At 67.1% G+C, this 21,095-nt stretch carries 21 protein-coding genes; 11 read left to right on the top strand and 10 right to left on the bottom strand.

Annotation, left to right across the window (positions count from 1 at the left end; genetic code table 11):
• The first annotated feature begins 2 nt into the window (after positions 1 to 2).
• The 3 genes from B9Y97_RS12740 (at position 3) to B9Y97_RS12730 (ending at position 4,040) form a co-directional block, all read left to right on the top strand.
• Positions 3 to 683: a P-loop NTPase family protein gene (locus B9Y97_RS12740; RefSeq protein ID WP_085527091.1), complete on the top strand. Its 681-nt coding sequence runs from the start codon at positions 3 to 5 to the stop codon at positions 681 to 683.
• 144 nt (positions 684 to 827) lie between these two features.
• Positions 828 to 3,026, top strand: a complete 2,199-nt coding sequence (locus tag B9Y97_RS12735) for an RNA degradosome polyphosphate kinase (protein WP_085527090.1) — start codon at positions 828 to 830, stop codon at positions 3,024 to 3,026.
• Between the two features lie 81 nt (positions 3,027 to 3,107).
• Positions 3,108 to 4,040 (top strand): calcium/sodium antiporter, encoded by a 933-nt coding sequence (locus B9Y97_RS12730; RefSeq protein WP_085527089.1) that lies wholly within the window; start codon positions 3,108 to 3,110, stop codon positions 4,038 to 4,040.
• Positions 4,041 to 4,115: 75 nt separating this feature from the next.
• Here the strand turns inward: B9Y97_RS12730 and B9Y97_RS12725 are convergent, their stop codons facing one another.
• Positions 4,116 to 4,814 carry an FkbM family methyltransferase gene (locus tag B9Y97_RS12725; protein ID WP_085527088.1) on the bottom strand — a complete coding sequence of 233 codons (699 nt, stop codon included), beginning with the start codon at positions 4,812 to 4,814 and terminating at the stop codon, positions 4,116 to 4,118.
• Between the two features lie 104 nt (positions 4,815 to 4,918).
• Between B9Y97_RS12725 and pth the strand changes: the two genes are divergently transcribed.
• From pth to malQ, 6 genes are all read left to right on the top strand, one after another.
• A complete protein-coding gene (gene pth / locus B9Y97_RS12720; RefSeq protein WP_085527087.1) occupies positions 4,919 to 5,593 on the top strand; it encodes an aminoacyl-tRNA hydrolase in 675 nt (224 codons plus the stop codon).
• Positions 5,593 to 6,681, top strand: a complete 1,089-nt coding sequence (locus B9Y97_RS12715) for a DUF2332 domain-containing protein (protein ID WP_176224367.1) — start codon at positions 5,593 to 5,595, stop codon at positions 6,679 to 6,681. The genes pth and B9Y97_RS12715 overlap by 1 nt, the downstream gene beginning before the upstream one ends.
• Positions 6,678 to 6,920 carry a CDGSH iron-sulfur domain-containing protein gene (locus tag B9Y97_RS12710; RefSeq protein ID WP_085527085.1) on the top strand — a complete coding sequence of 81 codons (243 nt, stop codon included), beginning with the start codon at positions 6,678 to 6,680 and terminating at the stop codon, positions 6,918 to 6,920. The genes B9Y97_RS12715 and B9Y97_RS12710 overlap by 4 nt, the downstream gene beginning before the upstream one ends.
• A 1-nt stretch (position 6,921) precedes the next feature.
• Positions 6,922 to 8,079 (top strand): serine hydrolase domain-containing protein, encoded by a 1,158-nt coding sequence (locus B9Y97_RS12705; protein ID WP_085527084.1) that lies wholly within the window; start codon positions 6,922 to 6,924, stop codon positions 8,077 to 8,079.
• Positions 8,076 to 8,450, top strand: coding sequence for a DUF2237 family protein (locus B9Y97_RS12700; RefSeq protein WP_085527083.1), 375 nt, complete (start codon positions 8,076 to 8,078; stop codon positions 8,448 to 8,450). The genes B9Y97_RS12705 and B9Y97_RS12700 overlap by 4 nt, the downstream gene beginning before the upstream one ends.
• A gap of 75 nt (positions 8,451 to 8,525) precedes the next feature.
• Positions 8,526 to 10,337 carry a 4-alpha-glucanotransferase gene (gene malQ / locus B9Y97_RS12695; protein ID WP_085527082.1) on the top strand — a complete coding sequence of 604 codons (1,812 nt, stop codon included), beginning with the start codon at positions 8,526 to 8,528 and terminating at the stop codon, positions 10,335 to 10,337.
• 9 nt (positions 10,338 to 10,346) lie between these two features.
• Here the strand turns inward: malQ and trpB are convergent, their stop codons facing one another.
• The 5 genes from trpB to ihfB form a co-directional block, all read right to left on the bottom strand.
• The gene (gene trpB, locus B9Y97_RS12690; RefSeq protein WP_085527081.1) at positions 10,347 to 11,579 is read right to left on the bottom strand and encodes a tryptophan synthase subunit beta; all 1,233 of its coding nucleotides are present in this window, start codon (positions 11,577 to 11,579) and stop codon (positions 10,347 to 10,349) included.
• 116 nt (positions 11,580 to 11,695) lie between these two features.
• Positions 11,696 to 12,148 (bottom strand): GNAT family N-acetyltransferase, encoded by a 453-nt coding sequence (locus B9Y97_RS12685; protein WP_085527080.1) that lies wholly within the window; start codon positions 12,146 to 12,148, stop codon positions 11,696 to 11,698.
• Positions 12,145 to 12,783, bottom strand: a complete 639-nt coding sequence (locus B9Y97_RS12680; protein ID WP_085527079.1) for a phosphoribosylanthranilate isomerase — start codon at positions 12,781 to 12,783, stop codon at positions 12,145 to 12,147. The genes B9Y97_RS12685 and B9Y97_RS12680 overlap by 4 nt, the downstream gene beginning before the upstream one ends.
• Positions 12,783 to 13,142 (bottom strand): LapA family protein, encoded by a 360-nt coding sequence (locus tag B9Y97_RS12675; RefSeq protein WP_085527078.1) that lies wholly within the window; start codon positions 13,140 to 13,142, stop codon positions 12,783 to 12,785. Before B9Y97_RS12675 ends, B9Y97_RS12680 begins: the two co-directional genes overlap by 1 nt.
• Positions 13,143 to 13,155: 13 nt before the next feature.
• Positions 13,156 to 13,437, bottom strand: a complete 282-nt coding sequence (gene ihfB / locus B9Y97_RS12670; RefSeq protein ID WP_085527077.1) for an integration host factor subunit beta — start codon at positions 13,435 to 13,437, stop codon at positions 13,156 to 13,158.
• Positions 13,438 to 13,754: 317 nt separating this feature from the next.
• On the opposite strand from ihfB, the gene B9Y97_RS12665 reads away from it, so the two are divergent.
• Positions 13,755 to 15,131 carry an aldehyde dehydrogenase family protein gene (locus B9Y97_RS12665; RefSeq protein WP_085528248.1) on the top strand — a complete coding sequence of 459 codons (1,377 nt, stop codon included), beginning with the start codon at positions 13,755 to 13,757 and terminating at the stop codon, positions 15,129 to 15,131.
• 61 nt (positions 15,132 to 15,192) lie between these two features.
• Here B9Y97_RS12665 and rpsA read toward each other — a convergent pair whose 3' ends face one another.
• Positions 15,193 to 16,896 (bottom strand): 30S ribosomal protein S1, encoded by a 1,704-nt coding sequence (gene rpsA / locus B9Y97_RS12660; protein ID WP_303393973.1) that lies wholly within the window; start codon positions 16,894 to 16,896, stop codon positions 15,193 to 15,195.
• Positions 16,897 to 17,149: 253 nt separating this feature from the next.
• Here rpsA and B9Y97_RS18160 point away from each other — a divergent pair, with 253 nt between their 5' ends.
• A complete protein-coding gene (locus B9Y97_RS18160; RefSeq protein WP_176224366.1) occupies positions 17,150 to 17,779 on the top strand; it encodes a sulfotransferase family 2 domain-containing protein in 630 nt (209 codons plus the stop codon).
• Between the two features lie 34 nt (positions 17,780 to 17,813).
• Here the strand turns inward: B9Y97_RS18160 and B9Y97_RS12650 are convergent, their stop codons facing one another.
• From B9Y97_RS12650 to B9Y97_RS12640, 3 genes are all read right to left on the bottom strand, one after another.
• Entirely contained in the window at positions 17,814 to 18,428 is a 615-nt protein-coding gene (locus B9Y97_RS12650) for a (d)CMP kinase (RefSeq protein ID WP_085528247.1), read from the bottom strand.
• A gap of 541 nt (positions 18,429 to 18,969) precedes the next feature.
• Positions 18,970 to 20,322, bottom strand: coding sequence for a 3-phosphoshikimate 1-carboxyvinyltransferase (gene aroA / locus B9Y97_RS12645; RefSeq protein WP_085527074.1), 1,353 nt, complete (start codon positions 20,320 to 20,322; stop codon positions 18,970 to 18,972).
• A gap of 58 nt (positions 20,323 to 20,380) precedes the next feature.
• Positions 20,381 to 21,094 carry a tRNA (guanine(46)-N(7))-methyltransferase TrmB gene (locus B9Y97_RS12640; RefSeq protein ID WP_085527073.1) on the bottom strand — a complete coding sequence of 238 codons (714 nt, stop codon included), beginning with the start codon at positions 21,092 to 21,094 and terminating at the stop codon, positions 20,381 to 20,383.
• Position 21,095: the final 1 nt, after the last annotated feature.

Here is a 21,095-nt window from a genome sequence, read left to right as displayed (position 1 = left end):
CCATGGCCCGCCAACTCGCTTTCGACCTTCCTCAGCGCGAGGCTCGCGGGCGTCGTGATTTCTTCGTCTCCGAGGCCAATGCCGCGGCCCTCAGCGCGATCGACGGCTGGCGCGGATGGCCGGGCCGCAAGCTCGTGCTCATCGGCCCGGCCGGTGCCGGCAAGAGCCACCTCGCCGGGCTCTGGGCCGAGGAGGCCGGGGCAGACGTGCTGGCGGCGGACGCCCTCGCCACGGCCGATCCGGCGGCACTGGCCGGGCGCAACGTGGTGCTCGAAGACGCCGAGATGCTGGCCGGCGATCGCACCGCCGAAGCCGTCGCCTTTCATCTTCACAACATCGTGCTGGCGGAAGGCGGTCACCTGCTCGTCACCGCCGCCACCGCGCCGAGCCGCTGGGGCCTCGGCCTGCCGGACCTTGCAAGCCGGATGGAGGGCACGCCGGTCGTGGCCATCGAGCCGCCTGACGAGGCGTTGCTGGCCGCGGTGCTGGTGAAGCTTTTCACCGACCGCCAGATCGACCCGCCGGAAACCCTGATCCGCTACATCCTGCCCCGGATCGACCGCTCCTTCGCCGCCCTGCGCGCGATCGTCGCCGCGCTCGACGAGAAGGCGCTGGCCGAGGGCAAGCCGGTGAGCCGCGATCTCGCCCGCCAGATCATCGAGGCCCAGGACGCGTTGTTCTGACCGCGCGGGCCGGGCGAGGTGCGCCCGATACCGGCACGCGCGCCGACGCAAAGCCGACACTTTGCCGACCGGTCGCGCTGGATTTCCGCCCCGTGAAGGCGCATAACGTCACCTGACCGTTACGAAAACACGCGATACGGAACCATGACCCTCGACACATCCCCTGCCCCGCTCAGTGCCGATTACCTCGAAACCGACTTCCCCGCCCCGGTTGCCCTCGACCCCGAGGAGATCGCCGGGCCGAAGCGGTTCTTCAACCGCGAACTGAGTTGGCTCGGGTTCAACTGGCGGGTGCTGGAAGAGGCCGAGAACCCGCGCGTTCCTCTCCTTGAGCGGCTGCGCTTCGTCTCGATCTCGGCAACCAACCTCGACGAGTTCTATACCGTGCGCGTCGCCGGTCTGCGCGAACTGGCCAAGGAGGGCAATACCACCCCCTCGATGGATGGCCTCACGCCAGCCGAGCAACTTGTGTTCATCAACGCCGATGCGCGGCGGCTGATGGCGCACCAGCAGGTGGTGTTCGATCAGCTTTCGAGCGAGATGCAGCGCGAGGGCATCGTGATCTGCACCCGCGAGACCCTGTCGGCCGAGGATCGCGACCATCTCGAACAGGTCTTCCTCGCGCGTGTCTTCCCGGTGCTGTCACCGCTGGCGATCGACCCGGCGCACCCATTTCCCTTCATCCCCAACACCGGCTTCGCGCTCGCGCTGCAACTCGAACGAAAATCCGACAAGCGCAAGCTTCAGGCGCTCCTGCCGGTGCCGCACCAGGTCGATCGCTTCGTGCGGCTTCCCGCGGCCGAGGGCGCGGCGCGGTTCCTGCCGCTGGAGGAATTGCTGCTGCTGTTCCTCGACACGCTGTTTCCGGGCTATGTCGAGAAGGGAAACTGCGCGTTCCGGGTGCTGCGCGACAGCGATCTCGAGGTCGAGGACGAGGCTGAAGACCTCGTGCGCGAGTTCGAGACCGCGCTCAAGCGTCGGCGGCGCGGCGAGGTGGTGCGGATGAAGATCAGCACCGGCGCGCCCGAAGACCTGCGCGCCCTTGTCGCGCGCGAATTGCACGTCACCGAAGAAGAGATTGTCGAGGTCGAGGGGCTGATCGGCATGGCCGATCTTGCCGAACTGGTGCTCGATGAGCGGCCCGACCTGCTCTGGCCGTCCTACATGCCGCGGGTGCCGGAGCGGATCGAGGATCACGGCGGCGACATGTTCGCCGCGATCCGCCAGAAGGACATGCTGCTGCACCATCCTTACGAGACCTTCGATCTGGTGGTCCGCTTTCTCGCCCAGGCGGCCCAGGACCCCGACGTGGTCGCGATCAAGCAGACGCTCTATCGCACCAGCCGGGATTCCTCCATCGTCTCGGCGCTTTGCGAGGCCGCCGAGGCGGGCAAGAGCGTCACCGCGCTGGTTGAACTCAAGGCCCGTTTCGACGAGGCCGCGAATATCCGCCAGTCGCGCCGGCTGGAGCGGGCCGGCGCGCACGTGGTTTATGGCTTCATGAACTACAAGACCCACGCCAAGATCTCGACGGTGGTGCGCCGCGAGGGCGATGACCTCGTGACCTATACCCATTTCGGCACCGGCAACTACCACCCGATCACCGCGAAGATCTACACCGACCTCAGCCTTTTCACCTGCGACCCGGCGCTCGGGCGCGATGCCACCCGGGTGTTCAACTACCTCTCCGGCTACGCCCAGCCCGACAAGCTCGAAAAGCTCGCGATCAGCCCGCTCACGTTGAAGTCGACACTGATCGAAAAGATCGCGAAGGAGGCCAAGTATGCCGAAGAGGGCAAACCGGCCGAAATCTGGGCGAAGATGAACAGCCTGATCGAGCCCGACGTGATCGACGCGCTCTATGCCGCGAGCCAGAAGGGCGTGAAGATCAGCCTCGTGGTGCGCGGCATTTGCGGGCTGAGACCGGGGATCAAGGGGCTTTCGGAAAACATCCGGGTGAAGTCGATCGTCGGACGTTTTCTCGAGCACAGCCGGATCGTCTGCTTCGGGAACGGCCACGGGCTGCCGTCGAAGAAGGCGAAGGTCTATATCTCGTCGGCTGACTGGATGGGGCGCAACCTCAACCGCCGGGTGGAAACGCTGGTAGAGGTAACGAACGCCACGGTGAAGGCCCAGATCGTGAGCCAGGTCATGGCCGCGAACCTGCACGACGAGGCGCAAAGCTGGGTGATGCAGCCCGATGGCTCGTTCAAGCGCCCCGATCTCACCGGCAACGACACGCCCTTCAACTGCCACCGCTTCTTCATGGAATATCCCTCGCTTTCGGGCCGCGGTTCGGCGGGGGCTACGGATGTGCCGGAACTGGCCCACAGCCACGATTGACAGGGGCTTGAAAGCATCGGTGCCTGCACCGATTTGCCAATCTCGCGACGATGATGGATCGGCGCACCAGAGGATTGGACAATGACCTTCGTCTTCATTATTGCCGGGCTTGTTCTGCTTGTTGCCGGCGGTGACATCCTGGTGCGCGGGGCGGTGACGCTGGCCACGCGACTGGGCATTTCGCCCCTGCTCGTTGGCCTTACGGTCGTGGGTTTCGGCACCTCCACGCCTGAGCTTGTCACCTCGCTCGATGCGGCCTTCTCCGGCGCGCCCGGGATCAGCATCGGCAACGTGGTCGGGTCGAATATCGCCAACATTCTCCTGATCCTCGGCGTTGCCGCCCTGATCATGCCGGTCGCGGTGTCACCGAAAGCGTTCTGGCGCGATGCCGCGGCGCTGTCGCTTGCCACGCTCGCCGGGGCCGCACTCGTCCTCCACGGCGAACTCACGCGGATCGCGGGCGCCTTCCTGCTGGGCGGACTCGTGGCCTACATCGTCGTGGCTTTCCGGTCCGAAAGCCGCGGTCCGGTTGTGGACGCCGCGCCCGAACCCGTGCCGGCCGGCGGGATTGCGCGTCCCGCGCTTCTGGCCCTCGCGGGCATCGCCACAACCATCGTCGGCGCGCGCCTGCTGGTCAGCGGCGCCGTCGACCTCGCCGCCGGCCTGGGTGTATCCGACGCGCTGATCGGGCTCACCATCGTCGCCGTCGGCACCTCGCTGCCCGAGCTTGTAACCGCTGTCATCGCGGCAGTGCGCCGGCAGGGCGATATCGCATTCGGCAACGTCGTCGGCTCGAACATCTACAACATTCTCGGCATCCTCGGCGTGACGGCGCTTGTGCACCCGATCACGGTGCCCACAGAGATTGCCGCCTTCGATATCGGCACGATGCTCGCCGCAACGCTCGCGCTGGTCGTGCTGGCCTTCACCGGCTGGCAGGTTTCACGCCGCGAAGGTGCCGCCCTGCTGATCGCCTATGTCGGCTACGTCGGCTGGTTGGTTGCGAACGCCTGACAAGCGAAGGCCCCGGGTCTCGTCGTCTGGTGCCGTTCCGGTGGGCACGCAGGGGCGTGCTGCCCGGCGGCCGGATCAGCGCAGCACAGCCCCGCTCTCGTCATAAACCCGTTGCAGGGTGATCACCTCGCCGCGCGTGCCCCAGGGCATGATCGTGAAGCCCTGCGCCGAAAACCCGTCGAAGATCCGCTTGACCACGGCGGGCGGATATTTCGAGGTGTGGATCTCGAGGATCAGGAGCCGCACGCAGGCGGGCCAATCCTGCTCGCAAAACTCGACCTCCGCACCCTCCACATCCATCACCACGATCGTCGGCTGGTGCGCTTCCAGCAACGCCGAGAGCTTGACCGCCGGAACCGTGACGATCTCTGCCTTGCCGGTTTCGTGCCCGGCGAGCGCCGAGGCCCAGAATGCGCCGGTGACGGCGAAGGTGACGGTCTCGCCGTCGTGGCTGTCGGGCACCACGGCGGCGTGCACCAGACGCGCGGCCTGTGCGCCGTTATCGTCGAGGTTGCTGCGCAGAACCTCCTGCAACAGCGGCGACGCCTCGACCGAAACCACCTGCGCGCCGCCAACCGCCTGCGCCGCAATCGACGAGATGAAACCCACGCCCGCGCCGATATCGAGCACCCGGTCCTCGGGCGTTACGTGACGGGTGAGGGCAAGCCGTTCGTTCCACTCGTAATTTCCGTTCTCCAGAGCCTGCCTGAGCCCGGCGTTCATCGCCTTGCCCGGCACCCTGAGCTTGACCCCGTGCACCTCGTAACGCGCCATTCCATCCGCCCTTTACCCGTCGCCTTGGCATTCCCTTCGGGCTCGCCTAGTTTGTCCCTGCCCGACCTTAGGGTGCGGGGTGCGAAAGTCCAGCCGGAGGGGCCATGAAACTCTTTGTCGGTCTCGGCAATCCGGGCGCGAAATATGCGCGCAACCGGCACAACATCGGCTTCATGGCCGTTGACCGGATCGCCGAGGATCACGGGTTCGCGCCGTGGCGGGCGAAGTTCCAGGGCCAACTCAGCGAGGGGCGGCTCGGGCGCGAACGCGTGGTGCTGCTCAAGCCCGAAACCTTCATGAACCTCTCGGGACAATCGGTGGGCGAGGCGATGCGGTTCTTCAAGCTCGAGCCGGGCGACGTGACGGTGTTTCACGACGAGCTTGATCTCGCGCCCGGCAAGCTCAGGCTCAAGCAGGGCGGCGGGCACGCCGGGCACAACGGTCTGCGCTCGATCCACGGCCACATCGGCCCCGATTACGCCCGGGTGCGGCTCGGGATCGGCCACCCCGGCCACAAGGACCGCGTGGCGCATTTCGTGCTGACCGATTTCGCCAAGGCCGATGCCGACTGGCTCGACGATCTGATGCGCGGCATCTCCGACGGGGCGGTGCACCTGGCCGAGGGCGATGGTGCGAAGTTTTCCAACGCCGTGGCCCTGCGCACCACCCCGGGCAAGGCCGCCGCGAAACCGCCGCCCGCGCCCAGGGCCCCGGAGCCCGCGCCTGCGCGCCAGGATACCCGCTCTCCCCTTCAGAAACTGGTGGACAAGTTCCGTTGATGCTCGAAGACGCCTTTCTCGACCAGGCCCGCTCCAACCGGGCGCTCGGCTCTCCCTTCACCGCGCGGGTGCTGACCCTCACCGCCGCACGTCTTGCCCCCGGCAACCCGGTGGTTGACCGGATGCGCGGCTGGCAGGGCGATATCGGCAACCGTGGCGCGTCGTTGCCCTTGCGCTTTCTCGGCGGACTGCACGCGCTGGTGCTCACGGGCGATTGCCCCGAACTTGCCGCCTGCTACCCGCCGAACCCGCGCCCGGACGATGCCACCCTCGCCGCCGCGATCGAAACGGCAATGGCTCGTCACCCAGAAACCCTGATGCGCTGGCTCGATTTGCCGCCGCAAACCAACGAGGTGCGCCGCGCCGCGGTGATGATCGCCGCCGCGCACTGGCTGGCCAGCCGGTTCGGCCTCTCGCGCTTCGTCGCCTCCGAACTGGGCGCATCGGCCGGACTCAACCTGATGTGGGACCGTTTCCGCCTCGATCTGGCCTGTGGCATCTTCGGGCCGCGCACCTCCGGCGTGCGGCTCGATCCCGAGTGGCGCGGCCCCTGCCTGTCCGAAGCCGAGATCGAGGTGATCGATCGGCGCGGGGTGGATATCGCCCCGCTCGACCCGCACGACCCGGGCGATGCCCTGCGGCTGACGTCCTATCTCTGGCCCGACCAACCTTGGCGGATCGAGCGCACCCGCGCTGCCATCGAGATCGCCGAAGCCCCCGTCGACCGGTCCGATGCCGGCAGTTGGCTCACCCGGCGGCTCGCGACGGCACAGCCCGGCGCGATCCACCTCGTCAGCCATACCGTGGCCTGGCAGTACTTTTCCGACGACACCTGCAACACCTGTCTTGACGCCTTCGAAGAGGCCGGCCGCCGCGCCACCCGCGACGCCCCCCTCGCCCGGCTTTCGATGGAAGGCGATGCGCGCAAGGGCGAAGGCGCGCCGATCGAGCTCACGGTCTGGCCCGGCGGGCGCACCCACAAGCTCGGCCGGGTCGATTTTCATGGTCGTTGGGTTGATTGGAAACCGCCCGCCGATCCGCACCGTAATACCTTGCACAAACCCATGGCAACGAGGACGACCACATGACCGAAACCCCCGAGATCGCCCAGAAATCGCCCTACGGCGTCGATGTGGAGGTTGGAAAATCCTATTTCTGGTGCGCCTGTGGCCGCTCGAAAACCCAGCCGTTCTGCGACGGCTCACACAAGGGCACCGGACTTTCGCCGGTCAAATTCACCGCCGAAGCCTCGAAGAAGGTGTTTTTCTGCGGCTGCAAGCACAGCCTGAAGGCCCCGATGTGCGACGGCACGCACAACCGGCTCTGACATGCGCGCGCGCCCGATCCTGATCGCCCTCGCCGCCCTCGTGGCAGTGCTGGCGCTGGCGGGCGCGGCCAAGCGCGAGGAGATCGCCCGTCTCCTCGCGGTCAACACGCTGTTCGAGCCCAACAGGATCGTCGGCAATTTCTCGAACATGGGCACGATGTTTCATACCGCGCCGATGGCGCTTGCGCCGCTGCCCGCCGACCCCCTGCGCCGCGCGCCCCGACCCGCCGCGCTGACGCCCGAGATCGAGGCCTGGGTCGCGGCGCGCGACGTCACCGCGCTGGTGGTGCTGAGGCGCGGCGAGGTGGTGTTCGAGGATTACTACCTCGGCACCGGGCGCGACGATCTGCGGGTGAGCTGGTCGGTCGCCAAGAGCTTCCTCGCCGCGCTCTTCGGCATCTTCGTGGAAAATGGCAGCATCGCCTCGCTCGACGATCCGGTGACGAAATACGCCCCCGCGCTGACCGGGTCGGCCTATGACGGGGCCAGCATCCGTAACGTGCTGAACATGGCCTCGGGCGTGGCTTTCGACGAGGATTACGCGGATTACTGGTCCGACATCAACCGCATGGGCCGGGTGATCGCGCTCGGCGGCTCGCTCGACGAATTCGCCGCCAGCCTCACCGAGCGTCGGGGTGAACCGGGCACGGCGTTCCAGTACGTCTCGATCGACACCCACGTGCTCGGCATGGTGCTGCGCGGTGCCACCGGGCAGAGCGTGCCCGAGCTGATGGCCAAACACCTCTTCGCCCCGCTCGGACTGGAGGCCGCCCCCTATTACCTCACCGACGGCGAGGGCGTGGCATTCGTGCTCGGCGGGCTCAACCTCACCACCCGCGATTACGCCCGGTTTGGCCAGCTCATCCTTCAGGGCGGGCGCTGGGGCGAGGATCAGGTGGTGCCGGAAAACTGGGTGATGGAGATGACCGCCGAGAGCGCCCCGGGCGAGCGACCGCGCTATGGCTACCAATGGTGGCTGCCCAACGATGGCCGTCCTGGCGAGGTCTTTGCCCAAGGTGTCTACGGCCAGTTCATCTGGATCGACCGCGGCGCGGGGGTGGTCGTCGCCGTCAATTCCGCCGATACCGGCTTTCTCGCCCCCGGGGTGCAAAGCGAAAACATCGCAGTCTTGCGTGCAATCGTGGAGGAGATGCAATGAAACCGGTTCCCGACCGGCCGCTCAACGTGCTTGGTGGCACCCTGCTTGCCTGTTCAGACGATCCCGTGACCGGCTTCTTTCGCGATGGGCATTGCAACACCTGCGATGCCGATCTTGGCCGCCACACCGTTTGCGCGGTGATGACGGCGGAGTTTCTGGCGTTCCAGAAATACGTCGGCAACGATCTCAGCACGCCCCGCCCGGAGTGGGACTTCCCGGGCCTCAAGCCCGGCGATCAGTGGTGCGTCGTTGCCGCGCGCTTCCTGCAGGCCCATGACGAGGGCTGTGCCCCCCGGGTCCGGCTCGAGGCCACCCATATCCGCGCACTCGAAGTGGTGCCGCTCGACGTGCTTCAGCAATACGCGCTCTGAAAGGCGAATGCCGCTTCACATCGCTCCTTGTCTCGCCTATCGGGGCAGGCAGATGCCAGTTCTGGAGATTTCCCGATGGACCGCGACACATTGAACGCCCTGTGTTGGGCCGCCGGGATCACCACGCATTACGGCGAGCGCGAGGTGCCCGATGACACCAAGCGCGCCTTGCTGGCAGCGATCGGGGTGACCGAGGCCGCGCCCCCGGATGCCGCCGGGGTGCCGGATTTTCACCGCCAGCCCGACGCGCGTTGCGCCCTGCCCGACTGGCTCACTCACGCGCCAACTTGGGGGCTGTTCTGCCAGCTCTACGAACTCCGCTCGGAGGCCTCCTGGGGCATCGGCGATTTCAGCGACCTTGCCCGGCTCGCCCGCATCGCCGCCGAGGCGGGGGCGGATTTTCTCGGAATCAACCCGGTGCACGCGCTCTTTCTTGCCGCCCCCGACCGGCGCAGCCCGTTCATGCCCTCGAACCGGCGTTTCCTCAACCCGCTCTACATCGCGATGGATGCGCTGCCGGGCGCGGCGCCTCGCGATGAGGCGGCGCGCGCGCGCGTCGAAGCGGCCGTGCTGATCGACTACCTGGCCGTTGCGACGCTGAAGCTCAAGGGCCTGCGCGCGGTGTTTGCCGAAAGCCCTTTTGGCCCCGACCATCCCGAAACCGATTTCGACGCCTACTGTGCCGAGGGCGGCGAGGCTCTTGCCCGCCACGCGCTGTTCGAGGCGCTTTCGTTCGAGATGGTGGCGCAGGGTTTCGAGGCGGGATGGCGGACATGGCCCGAGGCATTCCGAAACCCCGAAAGCCCCGAGGTGGCCGCTTTCGCGCAGCACCACGCCCGCGACGTGCGCTTTCACCTCTGGCTGCAATGGATCGCCCACCGCCAACTCGCCGCCGCGCAGCGGATCGCGAAGGAAGCGGGGATGCGGATCGGGCTCTACCTTGATCTCGCCGTCGGTGAGGCGCTCGACGGCTCGGCCACCTGGAGCACGCCCGGGCTCGCCCTGCCCGGCGTCGTCGTCGGCGCGCCGCCGGACGTGTTTTCGCAAGACGGCCAGATGTGGGATCTTGCCGCCCTGTCGCCCACCACGCTCGCAGCCGAGGATTACGCCTCGCTGCGCGCGCTGATCAAGGCCCAGCTCGATCACGCCGGCGCGCTCAGGATCGACCACGCCATGGTTCTGCGCCAGCTTTTCCTGATTCCCGAAGGCGCGCCCGCCAGCGCCGGCACGCACATGGCCTATCCTTTCGCCGACATGCTGCGGGTGGTGGCCGAGGAAAGCCGCAGCCACGGCTCGGTGATGATCGGGGAAGATCTCGGCTACGTGCCGCCGGGCTTTCGAGAGGCGATGCACAGGGCCAATATCCTCGCCTATCGCATCCTCTACTTCGAGCAGGAATGGGGGCTGTTCATCCGCGCCGCGGCCTGGCCGGAAATGGCGCTCGCCTGCCTCTCGACCCACGACCTGCCCACGCTCAAAGGCTGGTGGCGCGGGGAAGATATCGACGCGCGGCGCATTTTCGGGCTGATCTCGCCCGATTACGCCGCCGAGCAGGACGCCAAGCGCGGCGAAGAGCGGCAGGCGCTGGTGAATGCCTTCATTGACGGGGGCCAGCTTCCCGAAGGTGCCCGCGACTGGGAGGCTGCCGAGCTGCCGCCGCGCGTGCTCGCCGCCGCCCATCGCTTCCTCGCACAAACGCCTTCCCGGCTCGCCGGAGTGCGGCTGGCCGATCTCGTCGGCCCGGAGACGCAAACCAACGTGCCCGGCACACTCGACCAGCACCCCAACTGGCAGCGCCGCGCGCCGGTGCGGATCGAGGATATCGGGCAAGACCCGGTTTTCCGCGAGATCACCACCCTGATGCGCGCGCTGCGACCGCGGCGCTGAGCCGTCCGCTCAGACCAGCCCGGACATATCCGTACCGAGCGCCTTGGCAACGGTGAAGATGTCCTTGTCGCCGCGACCGCAGAGATTGGCCACGATGATGTGATCCTTTGGCAGATCGGGGGCGATCTTGATGACGTGCGCCATCGCGTGCGAAGGTTCCAGCGCGGGGATGATCCCCTCGGTGCTGCACAGGAGCTTGAACGCCTCCAGCGCCTCGGCATCGGTGATCGCGACGTATTCGGCCCGGCCGATATCGTGCAGCCAGGAATGCTCGGGCCCGATGCCGGGATAATCGAGCCCTGCCGAGATCGAGTAGCCTTCGAGGATCTGGCCGTCGTCGTCCTGAAGCAGGTAAGTGCGGTTGCCGTGCAACACGCCGGGGCGTCCCCCGGTGAGGCTCGCGCAATGCTCCATCTTCTCGGTCACACCCTTGCCGCCGGCCTCGACGCCGATGATCGCCACGTCCTTGTCATCAAGAAACGGGTAGAACAGCCCCATCGCGTTCGAACCGCCACCGATCGCCGCGATGAGCGTATCGGGCAGCCGGCCCTCGGCCTTCAGGATCTGCTCCTTGGCTTCCTTGCCGATGATCGACTGGAAATCGCGCACCATCGCCGGGTAGGGGTGCGGCCCCGCCACCGTGCCGATGCAGTAGAAGGTATCGCGCACGTTGGTCACCCAGTCGCGCAGCGCGTCGTTCATCGCGTCCTTGAGCGTGCCGCGCCCGGAGGTCACGGGCACCACCTCGGCCCCGAGCAACTTCATGCGAAAGACGTTGGGGGCCTGCCGCTCGACGTCATGCGCGCCCATGTAGACGATGCATTGCAGGCCGAACTTGGCGCAGACCGTCGCGGTGGCCACGCCGTGCTGGCCCGCCCCGGTTTCGGCGATGATCCGGGTCTTGCCCATGCGGCGGGCGAGAATGATCTGGCCCAGCACGTTGTTGATCTTGTGCGCGCCGGTGTGATTGAGCTCGTCACGTTTGAGGTAGACCTTGGCACCGCCAAGGTGCTCGGTGAGGCGCTGAGCAAAATAGAGCGGGCTGGGGCGGCCGACGTAATGCGTCCACAGATCGTCCATCTCGGCCCAGAACTCGGCGTCGTCCTTGGCTTTCTCGTATTCCGCTTCAAGATCGAGGATCAGCGGCATCAGCGTTTCGGAGACGAAACGCCCGCCGAAATCGCCGAACCGGCCATTCTCGTCGGGGCCGGTCATGAAGGAATTGAAAAGATCGTCGGCCATGGTCTGCGCTCCCGGTTGGTCGGGTTCGGTCTAATGGCTGGCGCGGCGCGGGGCAAGCACGGACGCGGGCACGGGCCCGGCGACCGGTCACCTGCCGCAAGTTGGTGAACAGCCGGTCAACCCGGGCCGAGCGCCTTCTTGAACCCGACGTGGGAGGCCGCGAAGCCCTGCGCCTCGTAGAACCTCAATGCGTCTTGCCGTGTGGCGTTGGAGGTGAGTTGCAGAAGCGTGCAGCCCGCCGCCCGCGCGCGCGTCTCGGCATCGGCCAGGAGCACGCCCCCGACCCCCTGCCCGCGCGCTGCACGGCCAACCCGAACCGCCTCGATTTGCGCCCGCCGGGCCGCGCCAAGAGACAGGCCCGAAATGAAGGTGATCTGGTAGCTGGCAACCAGTTCGCCCGATCTTTCGCCCACAATCAGGTGGTTGTTGCCCTCTTGCGCCATTGCGTCGAACGCGGCGAGGTAGGCCCCCAACCCGGCGCGCTCGCGGGTCGCCCCGAGCATGTCGTCGGCCAGCATCGCGACCACCGCGGCCACATCCTGCCGCCGGCCTGCGCGCCAGCGGATCATGCGACCGCGCCGAGGAAGGCGCGGATCAAGGCTTCATCCTTCACCCCCGGCGCGCTTTCGACGCCGGACGAGACATCGACCTGTCGCGCGCCCGTGAGTTTCACGGCAAGGCCCACGTTCTGCGCCGTCAGCCCGCCCGCAAGCATCCAGGGCTTCGACCAGTGTCGCCCGGCGATCAACCGCCAGTCGAAGGGCACACCCATGCCACCGGGCACTTCCGCCCCCTTCGGCGGCTTGGCGTCAACGAGGATCTGGTCGGCGACCGGCAGGTAGGTATCGAGCTTTTCAAGATCGGACGCCTCGGCGATTCCCACCGCCTTCATCACCGGCAGGCCATAGCGGGCGCGAATCGCGGCGACGCGCGCCGGGCTTTCTCCCCCGTGCAACTGGAGCATATCGATCGGCACCTGCGCGGTGATCTGGTCGAGCAGCGCATCGTCCGGGTCCACCACCAGCGCCACCTTGGCCACGCCGGGCGGCACCTCGAGCGCCAGCGCCGCGGCCGCTTCGAGGCTCACATTGCGCGGCGATTTCGGAAAGAACACGAGGCCGACATAGCCTGCCCCCGCCGCCACGGCAGCACGCAGGTGCTCGGGCCGGGTCAACCCGCAGATCTTGACACGAACCCCGTCCATCACCGCGCCCGCGGGCCGTCCTCCAGCATCGCCAGCACGTCGTCTCCGGGTTTGGCAGAAGACTGCTTGAGACTCTGCACCTCTTTCGAGAGCTGCACCGCCGCGCGCTCGGCGCGTTTGCCCTTGGCGCGCAGCTTGTATTCGCGCAGCCATTCCCAGATGAAACCGATGACGATCCCGGCAACGATGCCGAGGAAGATCACGATGAACAACGGCAGTTGAACCTGCCAGCTCAGGCCGAGGAAGCCGGATAGCTCTTCGGGCAAGAGACGCAGGACCACCGCTTCACGGTTCGCCAGCGCGACCGTGACGAGCACCGCCGCAAGCGCGGCGAGGAAAGCGTAGCGAATATAGCGCATGGCTCGGCCTCCTTTACCTTCCGTTCAGCCGATCCCGCAGATACTTGCCGGTCTTGAAGAACGGCACGTGTTTTTGCTCAACCTGCACCGACTCGCCGGTGCGCGGATTGCGCCCCACCCGCGCGTCGCGCCGTTTCACCGAGAAGGCCCCGAAGCCGCGAAGTTCGACCCGGTCGCCCCGGGCCATCGCCTCGATGATTTCCTCGAAGATGGTGTTCACGATGCGCTCAACGTCGCGCTGGTAGAGATGCGGGTTTTCGTCCGCGATCTTCTGAATCAGTTCTGACCGGATCATCCAAGCCCCCCGATTTTCCGCCGGGCACGTTCTGAGCCAGCGCACCCTTATGATCCGACTATAGGCCGAAAGCGGCGGGCGGAAAACATCTTCGCGCAGATTGCGGAGGCGGATTTGCCCGTAAAACGCTGGTTTTTCCCACTAATCTCGGCGGTCGGGACATGGAGAAGCGGCATGTCCGGCATCCATCGCGTATTCTTCCACCCGAGCGGTTGCTTGATTCGGTCGCCATTTCGCCGGATTGGCGCGTGCCTGGCCCCGGCTCTCCATTGCGCCTGCCGGCCGGCGCTGCCACCATCGCGCACGAGGGGAAATGCATGATCGGAGCAGAAATCCAATCGCATATCGCAACGCTCCGGGCGCATTTCGACGCCGGGACCACACGCCCGCTCGGCTGGCGGCGCGCGCAGCTCGAAGCCCTGTTGGCGATGAGCCGGGAGCGCGAGGCCGAGATCGCCGAGGCCCTGGCTGCCGATCTCGGCAAGCCCGCCTTCGAGGCCTACACCACCGAGATCGGCTATATCGCCAGCCATGCCCGCCATGCGCTGAAAAACCTTGCCTCATGGGCGCGTCCAAGGCGGCGGCCGATCGATCTGTTCAACCTGCCCGGCCGGGCCTGGCTCCAGCCCGAGCCGCGCGGCGTGGTGCTGATCCTTGCGCCGTGGAACTACCCTTGGCACCTCTCGCTGAATCCGCTGATCGGTGCCCTCGCGGCAGGCTGTTGCGCGGTGCTCAAACCCTCCGAGATTGCCCCGGCCACCTCGGCGCTGCTGGCGCGGCTGCTGCCGGAATATCTCGACCCGAACGCCCTGCGCGTGATCGAGGGCGATGCCGAAACTGCCGAGGCGCTGCTGGCCGAACCTTTCGATCTGGTGTTCTACACCGGCAGCACCGCCGTGGGGCGCAAGGTGATGCGGGCGGCAAGCGCGCATCTCACCCCGGTGGTGCTCGAACTTGGCGGCAAGAATCCCGCGATCGTGGCGGGCGATGCCGATCTCGCCGTCGCCGCCCGGCGCATTGCCTGGGGCAAGGGCCTCAATGCCGGGCAGACCTGCGTCGCCCCCGACTACGTTCTGGTCGAAAGCGCGGCCACCGAGCCATTCCTCGCCGCCCTCGGCGCTGCATTCCGCCGCCAACTCGGTCCGTCGCCCGACACCAGCCGCCACTACGGCCGGATCGTCAATCGCCGCCATTTCGACCGGCTGGCACGGATGCTCGGCGAGGGCGAAATCCTGTTCGGTGGCCAGACCGATGCGGAAACGCTGTTCATCGCCCCCACCATCCTGCGCAACCTGCCCGAAGGCGCTGCGGCGCTGGACCAGGAGATCTTCGGGCCCATCCTGCCGGTGATCGAGGTGGACAGCATCGAAGCGGCCATCGCCCATGTCGGCGCCGGGCCAAGACCGCTGGCTCTCTACCTGTTCAGCGCGAGCCGCGAAACGCACCGCACGGTGATCGCGGCGACAAGTTCGGGCGGGGTGGTGATCAACGACGTGATGATGCAGGTCTCTCCGCCGGGGCTGCCCTTTGGCGGCATCGGGGCAAGCGGGATCGGGGCCTATCACGGGGCCGCGTCCTTCGACAGCTTCAGCCATCTCAAACCGGTGCTGCGAAAATGGACCTGGGGCGACATCGCGAAGCGGTATCCGCCCTATTCCGCGCGCACCCGGCGCTGGCTGCGGCGGTTGTTCTGATCGCGGCAAATAAAAAGGCCCCGCGCGAGGGCGGGGCCTTCCATTCGTAACGCGCCGAGGCCTACTTGTCGCCCTTCAGCGCCGCGCCAAGGATGTCGCCGAGCGAAGCGCCCGAGTCGGACGAGCCATACTGCTGCACGGCTTCCTTCTCTTCGGCGATCTCGCGGGCCTTGATCGAGAGGCCAAGACGACGGGTTTTCGCGTCGACATTGGTGACGCGCGCATCGACGTGATCGCCAACCTGGAAACGCTCGGGGCGCTGTTCCGCCCGGTCGCGCGACAGGTCGGAGCGGCGGATGAAGGATTTCATGCCCTCGTATTCCACCTCGATGCCGCCATCCTCGATCGCCGTCACGGTGACGGTGATGATCGAACCGCGCTTCACGCCACCAACCGCTTCAGCGAACTTGTCGCCGCCGAGCGCCTTGATCGAGAGCGAAATCCGTTCCTTCTCGACGTCGACTTCGGACACCACGGCCTGAACCACGTCGCCCTTGCGGTATTCCTGGATGGCTTCTTCGCCGCGCTGATCCCAGCTCAGATCCGAAAGGTGCACCATGCCGTCGATATCGCCTTCGAGACCGATGAACAGGCCGAACTCGGTGATGTTCTTGACCTCGCCCTCAACCTCGGTGCCCTCCGGGTGCGTCTCGGCAAAGACTTCCCACGGGTTGCGCTGGGTTTGCTTGAGGCCGAGCGAGACGCGGCGCTTGGCGGCGTCGATCTCGAGCACCATGACGTCGACTTCCTGGCTCGTCGAGACGATCTTGCCGGGATGGACGTTCTTCTTCGTCCACGACATTTCCGAGACGTGCACGAGGCCTTCGACACCCGGCTCCAGCTCCACGAAGGCGCCGTAGTCGGTGATGTTGGTCACGCGGCCCTTGTGCACCGAGCCCAGCGGGAACTTGCCGGCCACCAGATCCCACGGATCTTCCTGCAGCTGCTTGATGCCGAGGCTGATGCGGTGGGTTTCCTTGTTGATCTTGATGACCTGAACCTTGATGGTCTCGCCGATCGACAGGATCTCGGACGGGTGGTTGACGCGGCGCCAGGCCATGTCGGTGACGTGCAGGAGCCCGTCCACACCGCCGAGGTCAACGAAGGCACCGTATTCGGTGATGTTCTTGACGACGCCGTCGACGGTCTGGCCCTCGGTCAGGTTGGCGATCACCTCGGCGCGCTGCTCGGCGCGGCTTTCTTCGAGGATCGCCCGACGCGACACCACGATGTTGCCACGGCGACGGTCCATCTTGAGGATCTGGAACGGCTGCTTGAGGCCCATCAGCGGGCCGGCATCGCGCACCGGGCGAACATCGACCTGGGAGCCGGGCAGGAAGGCCACGGCACCGCCGAGATCGACGGTGAAGCCGCCCTTGACGCGGCCGAAGATCGCGCCCTCGACGCGCTCCTCGTCGGCATAGGCCTTTTCAAGACGATCCCAGGCTTCTTCGCGGCGGGCCATCTCGCGGCTGATGACGGCTTCGCCACGGGCGTTTTCGGCGGCGCGGAGGAACACTTCCACCTCGTCACCCACCGAGATATTCGGCGCTTCACCGGGGTTCGCGAATTCTTTCAGATCGACGCGGCCTTCCATCTTGTAGCCGACATCGATGATGGCTTGTCCCGCCTCGATGGCGATGACCTTGCCTTTGACAACAGAGCCCTCGTCGGGCGTGTCCATTTCGAAGCTTTCGTTGAGGAGGGCTTCGAATTCCTCCATGGATGCTTTAGCGCACATGCGTGTTTCGGTTCCTTTGGTCATTATTCGGGCCTGGCGGTTGTCTCCGCCGGTCTTTCATCGGTTTGCAGGCAAGACCGGATCACCCGGAGCAAAAAATCTTTCGCAAAACAAAGAGGGCCGGTTGCCCGACCCTGCTCGCTCTCGTCATGCGGCTTTTGTTCTTGCCTTGGCGCGGGGCTATACGGGCTTTCGTCCCGTCTGGCAAGGGGTTTCGGGGGATTTGCCTTGGCGCAAGGGGCCGCTAAGCTGCGACAGACACGATTGGCAGGCTTTCATGATCTCGCATCCGCACAAGACCGTTTTCGTTCATATCCCGAAGTGTGGCGGCCAGAGCATCGAGGCCGCCTTTCTCGCCGACCTCGGGCTGTCCTGGGCCGAGCGCGCGCCGCTGCTGCTCAGGCCCAATGACCAGCCCCGCCTCGGCCCGCCGCGCCTCGCGCACCTTCTGGCGCGCGATTACGTGGACTGCCATTACCTCAGCGCCGAGGTGTTCGACAGCTACTTCAGCTTCGCCCTCGTGCGTTCGCCGTTCGCCCGGGTGTTGTCGTTCTATCACTACCTCAACCCGAGAATCTCGCTCTCGGCCTTCGTTCAGACCACCCTCCCCGGTGCCTTTGAACATCGTGACGACCCGGCTCGGCAGTACTATTTCCTGCGCCCGCAGGTGGATTTTCTCACCGATTCGCGTGGTACGCCGATGCTGTCGGCCAGCTTCCGCCTCGAAGATCTCGCCGCCGCCGAACCGGAGATCCGCGCCCGAACCGGCCTTGCCGCGCCGATCCCGCACGCCAACCGCTCCACCCCACGCGCCGCGCTGGCGGATCTCTCGCGCGACGATATCGCCATCATCCGCGCGCTCTACGAGGCCGATTTCGAGATGCTCGGCTACGCCGACGAGCCCTGAACCCGGCAGACCGGAGACCGGCGCGACCTGCAGATCAGGTTGCCGCGCCCCGCGCCTGCACCGCGCCGATCGCGGCCGCCACCGCCTCCTCGATCGACATTTCCGACGTGTCGATCACCACCGCGTCGTCAGCGGGTTTGAGCGGCGCGGTGACGCGTTCGCTGTCGCGCGCGTCGCGGGCCTTCACGTCCTCAAGCACTTCGGCGCGCGTTACCTCGTGGCCGCCCTCGGTCAGTTCGAGATAGCGACGTTCCGCCCGCACCTCGGGGCTGGCGGTGACGAAGAGCTTGGCCGGTGCCTCGGGACAGATCACGGTGCCGATATCGCGCCCGTCGAGCACCGCACCGCCCGCCCGGGTGGCAAAGGCGCGCTGGAAATCGACGAGGGCCGCGCGCACCTGCGGATTCGCCGCCACCCGGCTCGCGGCCTCGGCCGCCGCCTGCGTGCGCAACCCCTCGGCGTTCAGATCCTCCGCCTTCAGCGCCTCCGCGGCCTCCAGCGGATCTACCCCTTGCGTCACCTTCGCGCCCACCGCGCGATAGAGCAGCCCGGTATCGAGATGCGCAAAGCCGAAATGCTCCGCCACCGCCCGCGAGATCGTGCCCTTGCCAGCCGCCGCCGGCCCGTCGATCGCCACCGTGAACGCCATTGCTCTTCTGCCCTTCCTGCCACCCCGGCCCAGTGCCTTCTCGCCCGCCCGCGCCGCCAGCGCGATGAGCGCCAGAGCCACCGCCGCCCGCAACGCCTCGGCCTTGGCCACCGTGTAACCGCTGGCCGCCTCGGCCATCGTGTCACTCGCGCCGCCTGCGCGCAATATCGCCGCCACTTGCGCGTTCTCCAGCATGTCGAAGGCGAAATAGACCAGCGGCACCAGCGCCAGCACCGCCCCAAGCCACCAGGCCCAGCGCGCCGCCAGCCGGTAGATCAGCAGTCCCAGCGCCGCCGTCAGGGCAACCGGCATCAGCGTGTCGAGCACCCGTTGCGGACCGAGATAGGCCGCCCGCGCCTCGGGGCTCAGGCTGGCGAGAAAGGCGCGCAGCTCGGCGGGGCTATACCCCGCCATGCGGGTGTCCAGCATCGGCAATCCGCCCGCCTCGATCAGCGGCACGGTCCAGACCCGCATCGCGATCAGACCGGCAACGGCCGTCAGCCCGAAGAACACCAGGAGCGGCCCCGAGCGCAGCACCGGCCTAGTCCGTCGCGCGTTCGATCCGCGCCCCGAGCCCCGCCATCAGCGGCTCGAAGCCGGGAAAACTGGTGGCGATGGGCGCGCCGTCATCCACCCGCACGGGCTTTTTCGTCGCCATCCCGAGCACGAGGAAGCTCATCGCGATCCGGTGGTCGAGCCGCGCCGCGGCCGTGGCCCCACCCGGCACGCCGCCCGGCCCCATGCCGTGCACCACCATGAAATCAGGGCCTTCCTCGATTCCTACGCCGTTGGTCTCCAGCCCGCGCGCCATCGCGTCGATCCGGTCGCTTTCCTTCACCCGAAGCTCCTTCACCCCCACCATCTCGGTGCGCCCCTCGGCGAAGGATGCCACCACGCTCAGGATCGGGTATTCGTCGATCATGCTGGCGGCGCGTTCCGGCGGCACGCGGATGCCCTTCATGTCCGGCGAGAACCTTGCGCGCAGATCGGCCACCGGCTCGCCGCCCTCCTCGCGCGGGTTCTCGTAGTCGAGATTGGCCCCCATCTCGCGCAGGGTCTCGAACAGCCCTGCCCGGGTCGGGTTCAGCCCGATATTGGGCACCAGCACATCCGAGCCCTCCACGATCAGCGCGGCGCAGACCGGGAAGGCCGCCGACGAGGGATCGCGCGGCACGGCGATCTCCTGCGGGCGCAGTTCCGGCTGGCCCCGAAGCGTGATCACCCGGCCCTCGTCGGTTTCTTCCACCCGCAGCTCAGCCCCGAACCCGGCCAGCATCCGCTCGGTATGGTCGCGCGTCGCCTCGCGCTCGATCACCACGGTTTCGCCCGGTGCGTTCAGCCCCGCCAGCAGCACCGCCGATTTCACCTGCGCGCTTGGCACCGGCGTGACGTAGCGCACCGGCACCGGGTCGGCGGCGCCCACGATCGTCATCGGCAGCCGCCCGCCCGCGCGCCCCACGGCGCGCGCGCCGAACAGCGCCAAGGGATCGGTGATCCGCGCCATCGGGCGCGAGCGCAGGCTGGCATCGCCGGTGAAGGTCGCGGTGATCGGGCTCGTCGCCATCGCGCCCATGATCAGCCGCACGCCGGTGCCCGCGTTGCCGCAGTCGATCACGTCATCGGGCTCGGCGAAGCCGCCGGTGCCGACGCCATGCACCCGCCAATCGCCCGCGCCAAGGCGCTCCACATCGGCCCCGAACGCGCGCATCGCCGCCGCCGTGCCGAGCACATCTTCGCCTTCGAGCAGGCCGGTGATCCCGGTTTCGCCCACGCTCAGCGCACCAAGGATCAGCGCGCGGTGGCTGATCGACTTGTCGCCCGGCACGCGCGCTTCGCCCTTGAGCGGCCCCGCGCGGCGGGAAATCATAGGGATAGGTTCACCGTGGCCGGACATTGCTCGCCTCCAGACTGCCTCACCGGCTGATAACGCGAAGCCCCGCGCCGGTCCATCATCACTGCCGCCGGAAGGTGAGATAATGCGGCACCCGCCCCTCGCGCAGCGCCTTCTGCTCGTAACGCGTCGAGATCCAGTCGTCCCAGGGCGTGCGCCAGTCGCCGGGGCGCTCGGCAAGCCACGCAAAGCCGGCGCGCGGCACTTCCTCCAGCGCCTGGCGCACGTAGTCGGGAATATCGGTGGCAATCCGCAATTCCGCCCCCGGTTTCATCACCCGGGCCAAGGGCCCGAGATACTCGGGTGTGACGAAACGCCGGCGATGGTGCCTCTTCTTCGGCCATGGATCGGGATAGAGCAGGAAGGCCTTCGCAATCGAGGCCTCCGGCAGCACGTCGAACAGGTCGCGCACATCACCGGGATGCACCGCGAGATTGTCGACGCCGGCCTTGCGGATCTTGCCCAGAAGCATCGCCACGCCGTTGATGAAAGGCTCGCAGCCGATGATCCCCACCTCGGGGTGCAACCCGGCCTGGTGCACGAGGTGTTCGCCGCCCCCAAACCCCACCTCGAGCCAGACCGGCTTGCCGCCGAACCGCGCATCCAGGTCGAGCGGCGCGCGGTCGGGGTTCTCGTCCCGGGACACGGCTCCGGGCGACAGCGCAGCCAGATCCTCGTCGAGCCACGCCTCTTGGTTCGGGCGCAGACTCTTGCCCTTGATGCGGCCATAGAAGTTGCGCCATGGTGCGCCGGTGGAATGCTTGCCCTGTGTCATG

The sequence above is a fragment of the Maritimibacter sp. HL-12 genome, assembly GCF_900177545.1.
GTDB lineage: Bacteria > Pseudomonadota > Alphaproteobacteria > Rhodobacterales > Rhodobacteraceae > Sinisalibacter.
This window is presented reverse-complemented; position numbering and strand designations above follow the sequence as displayed.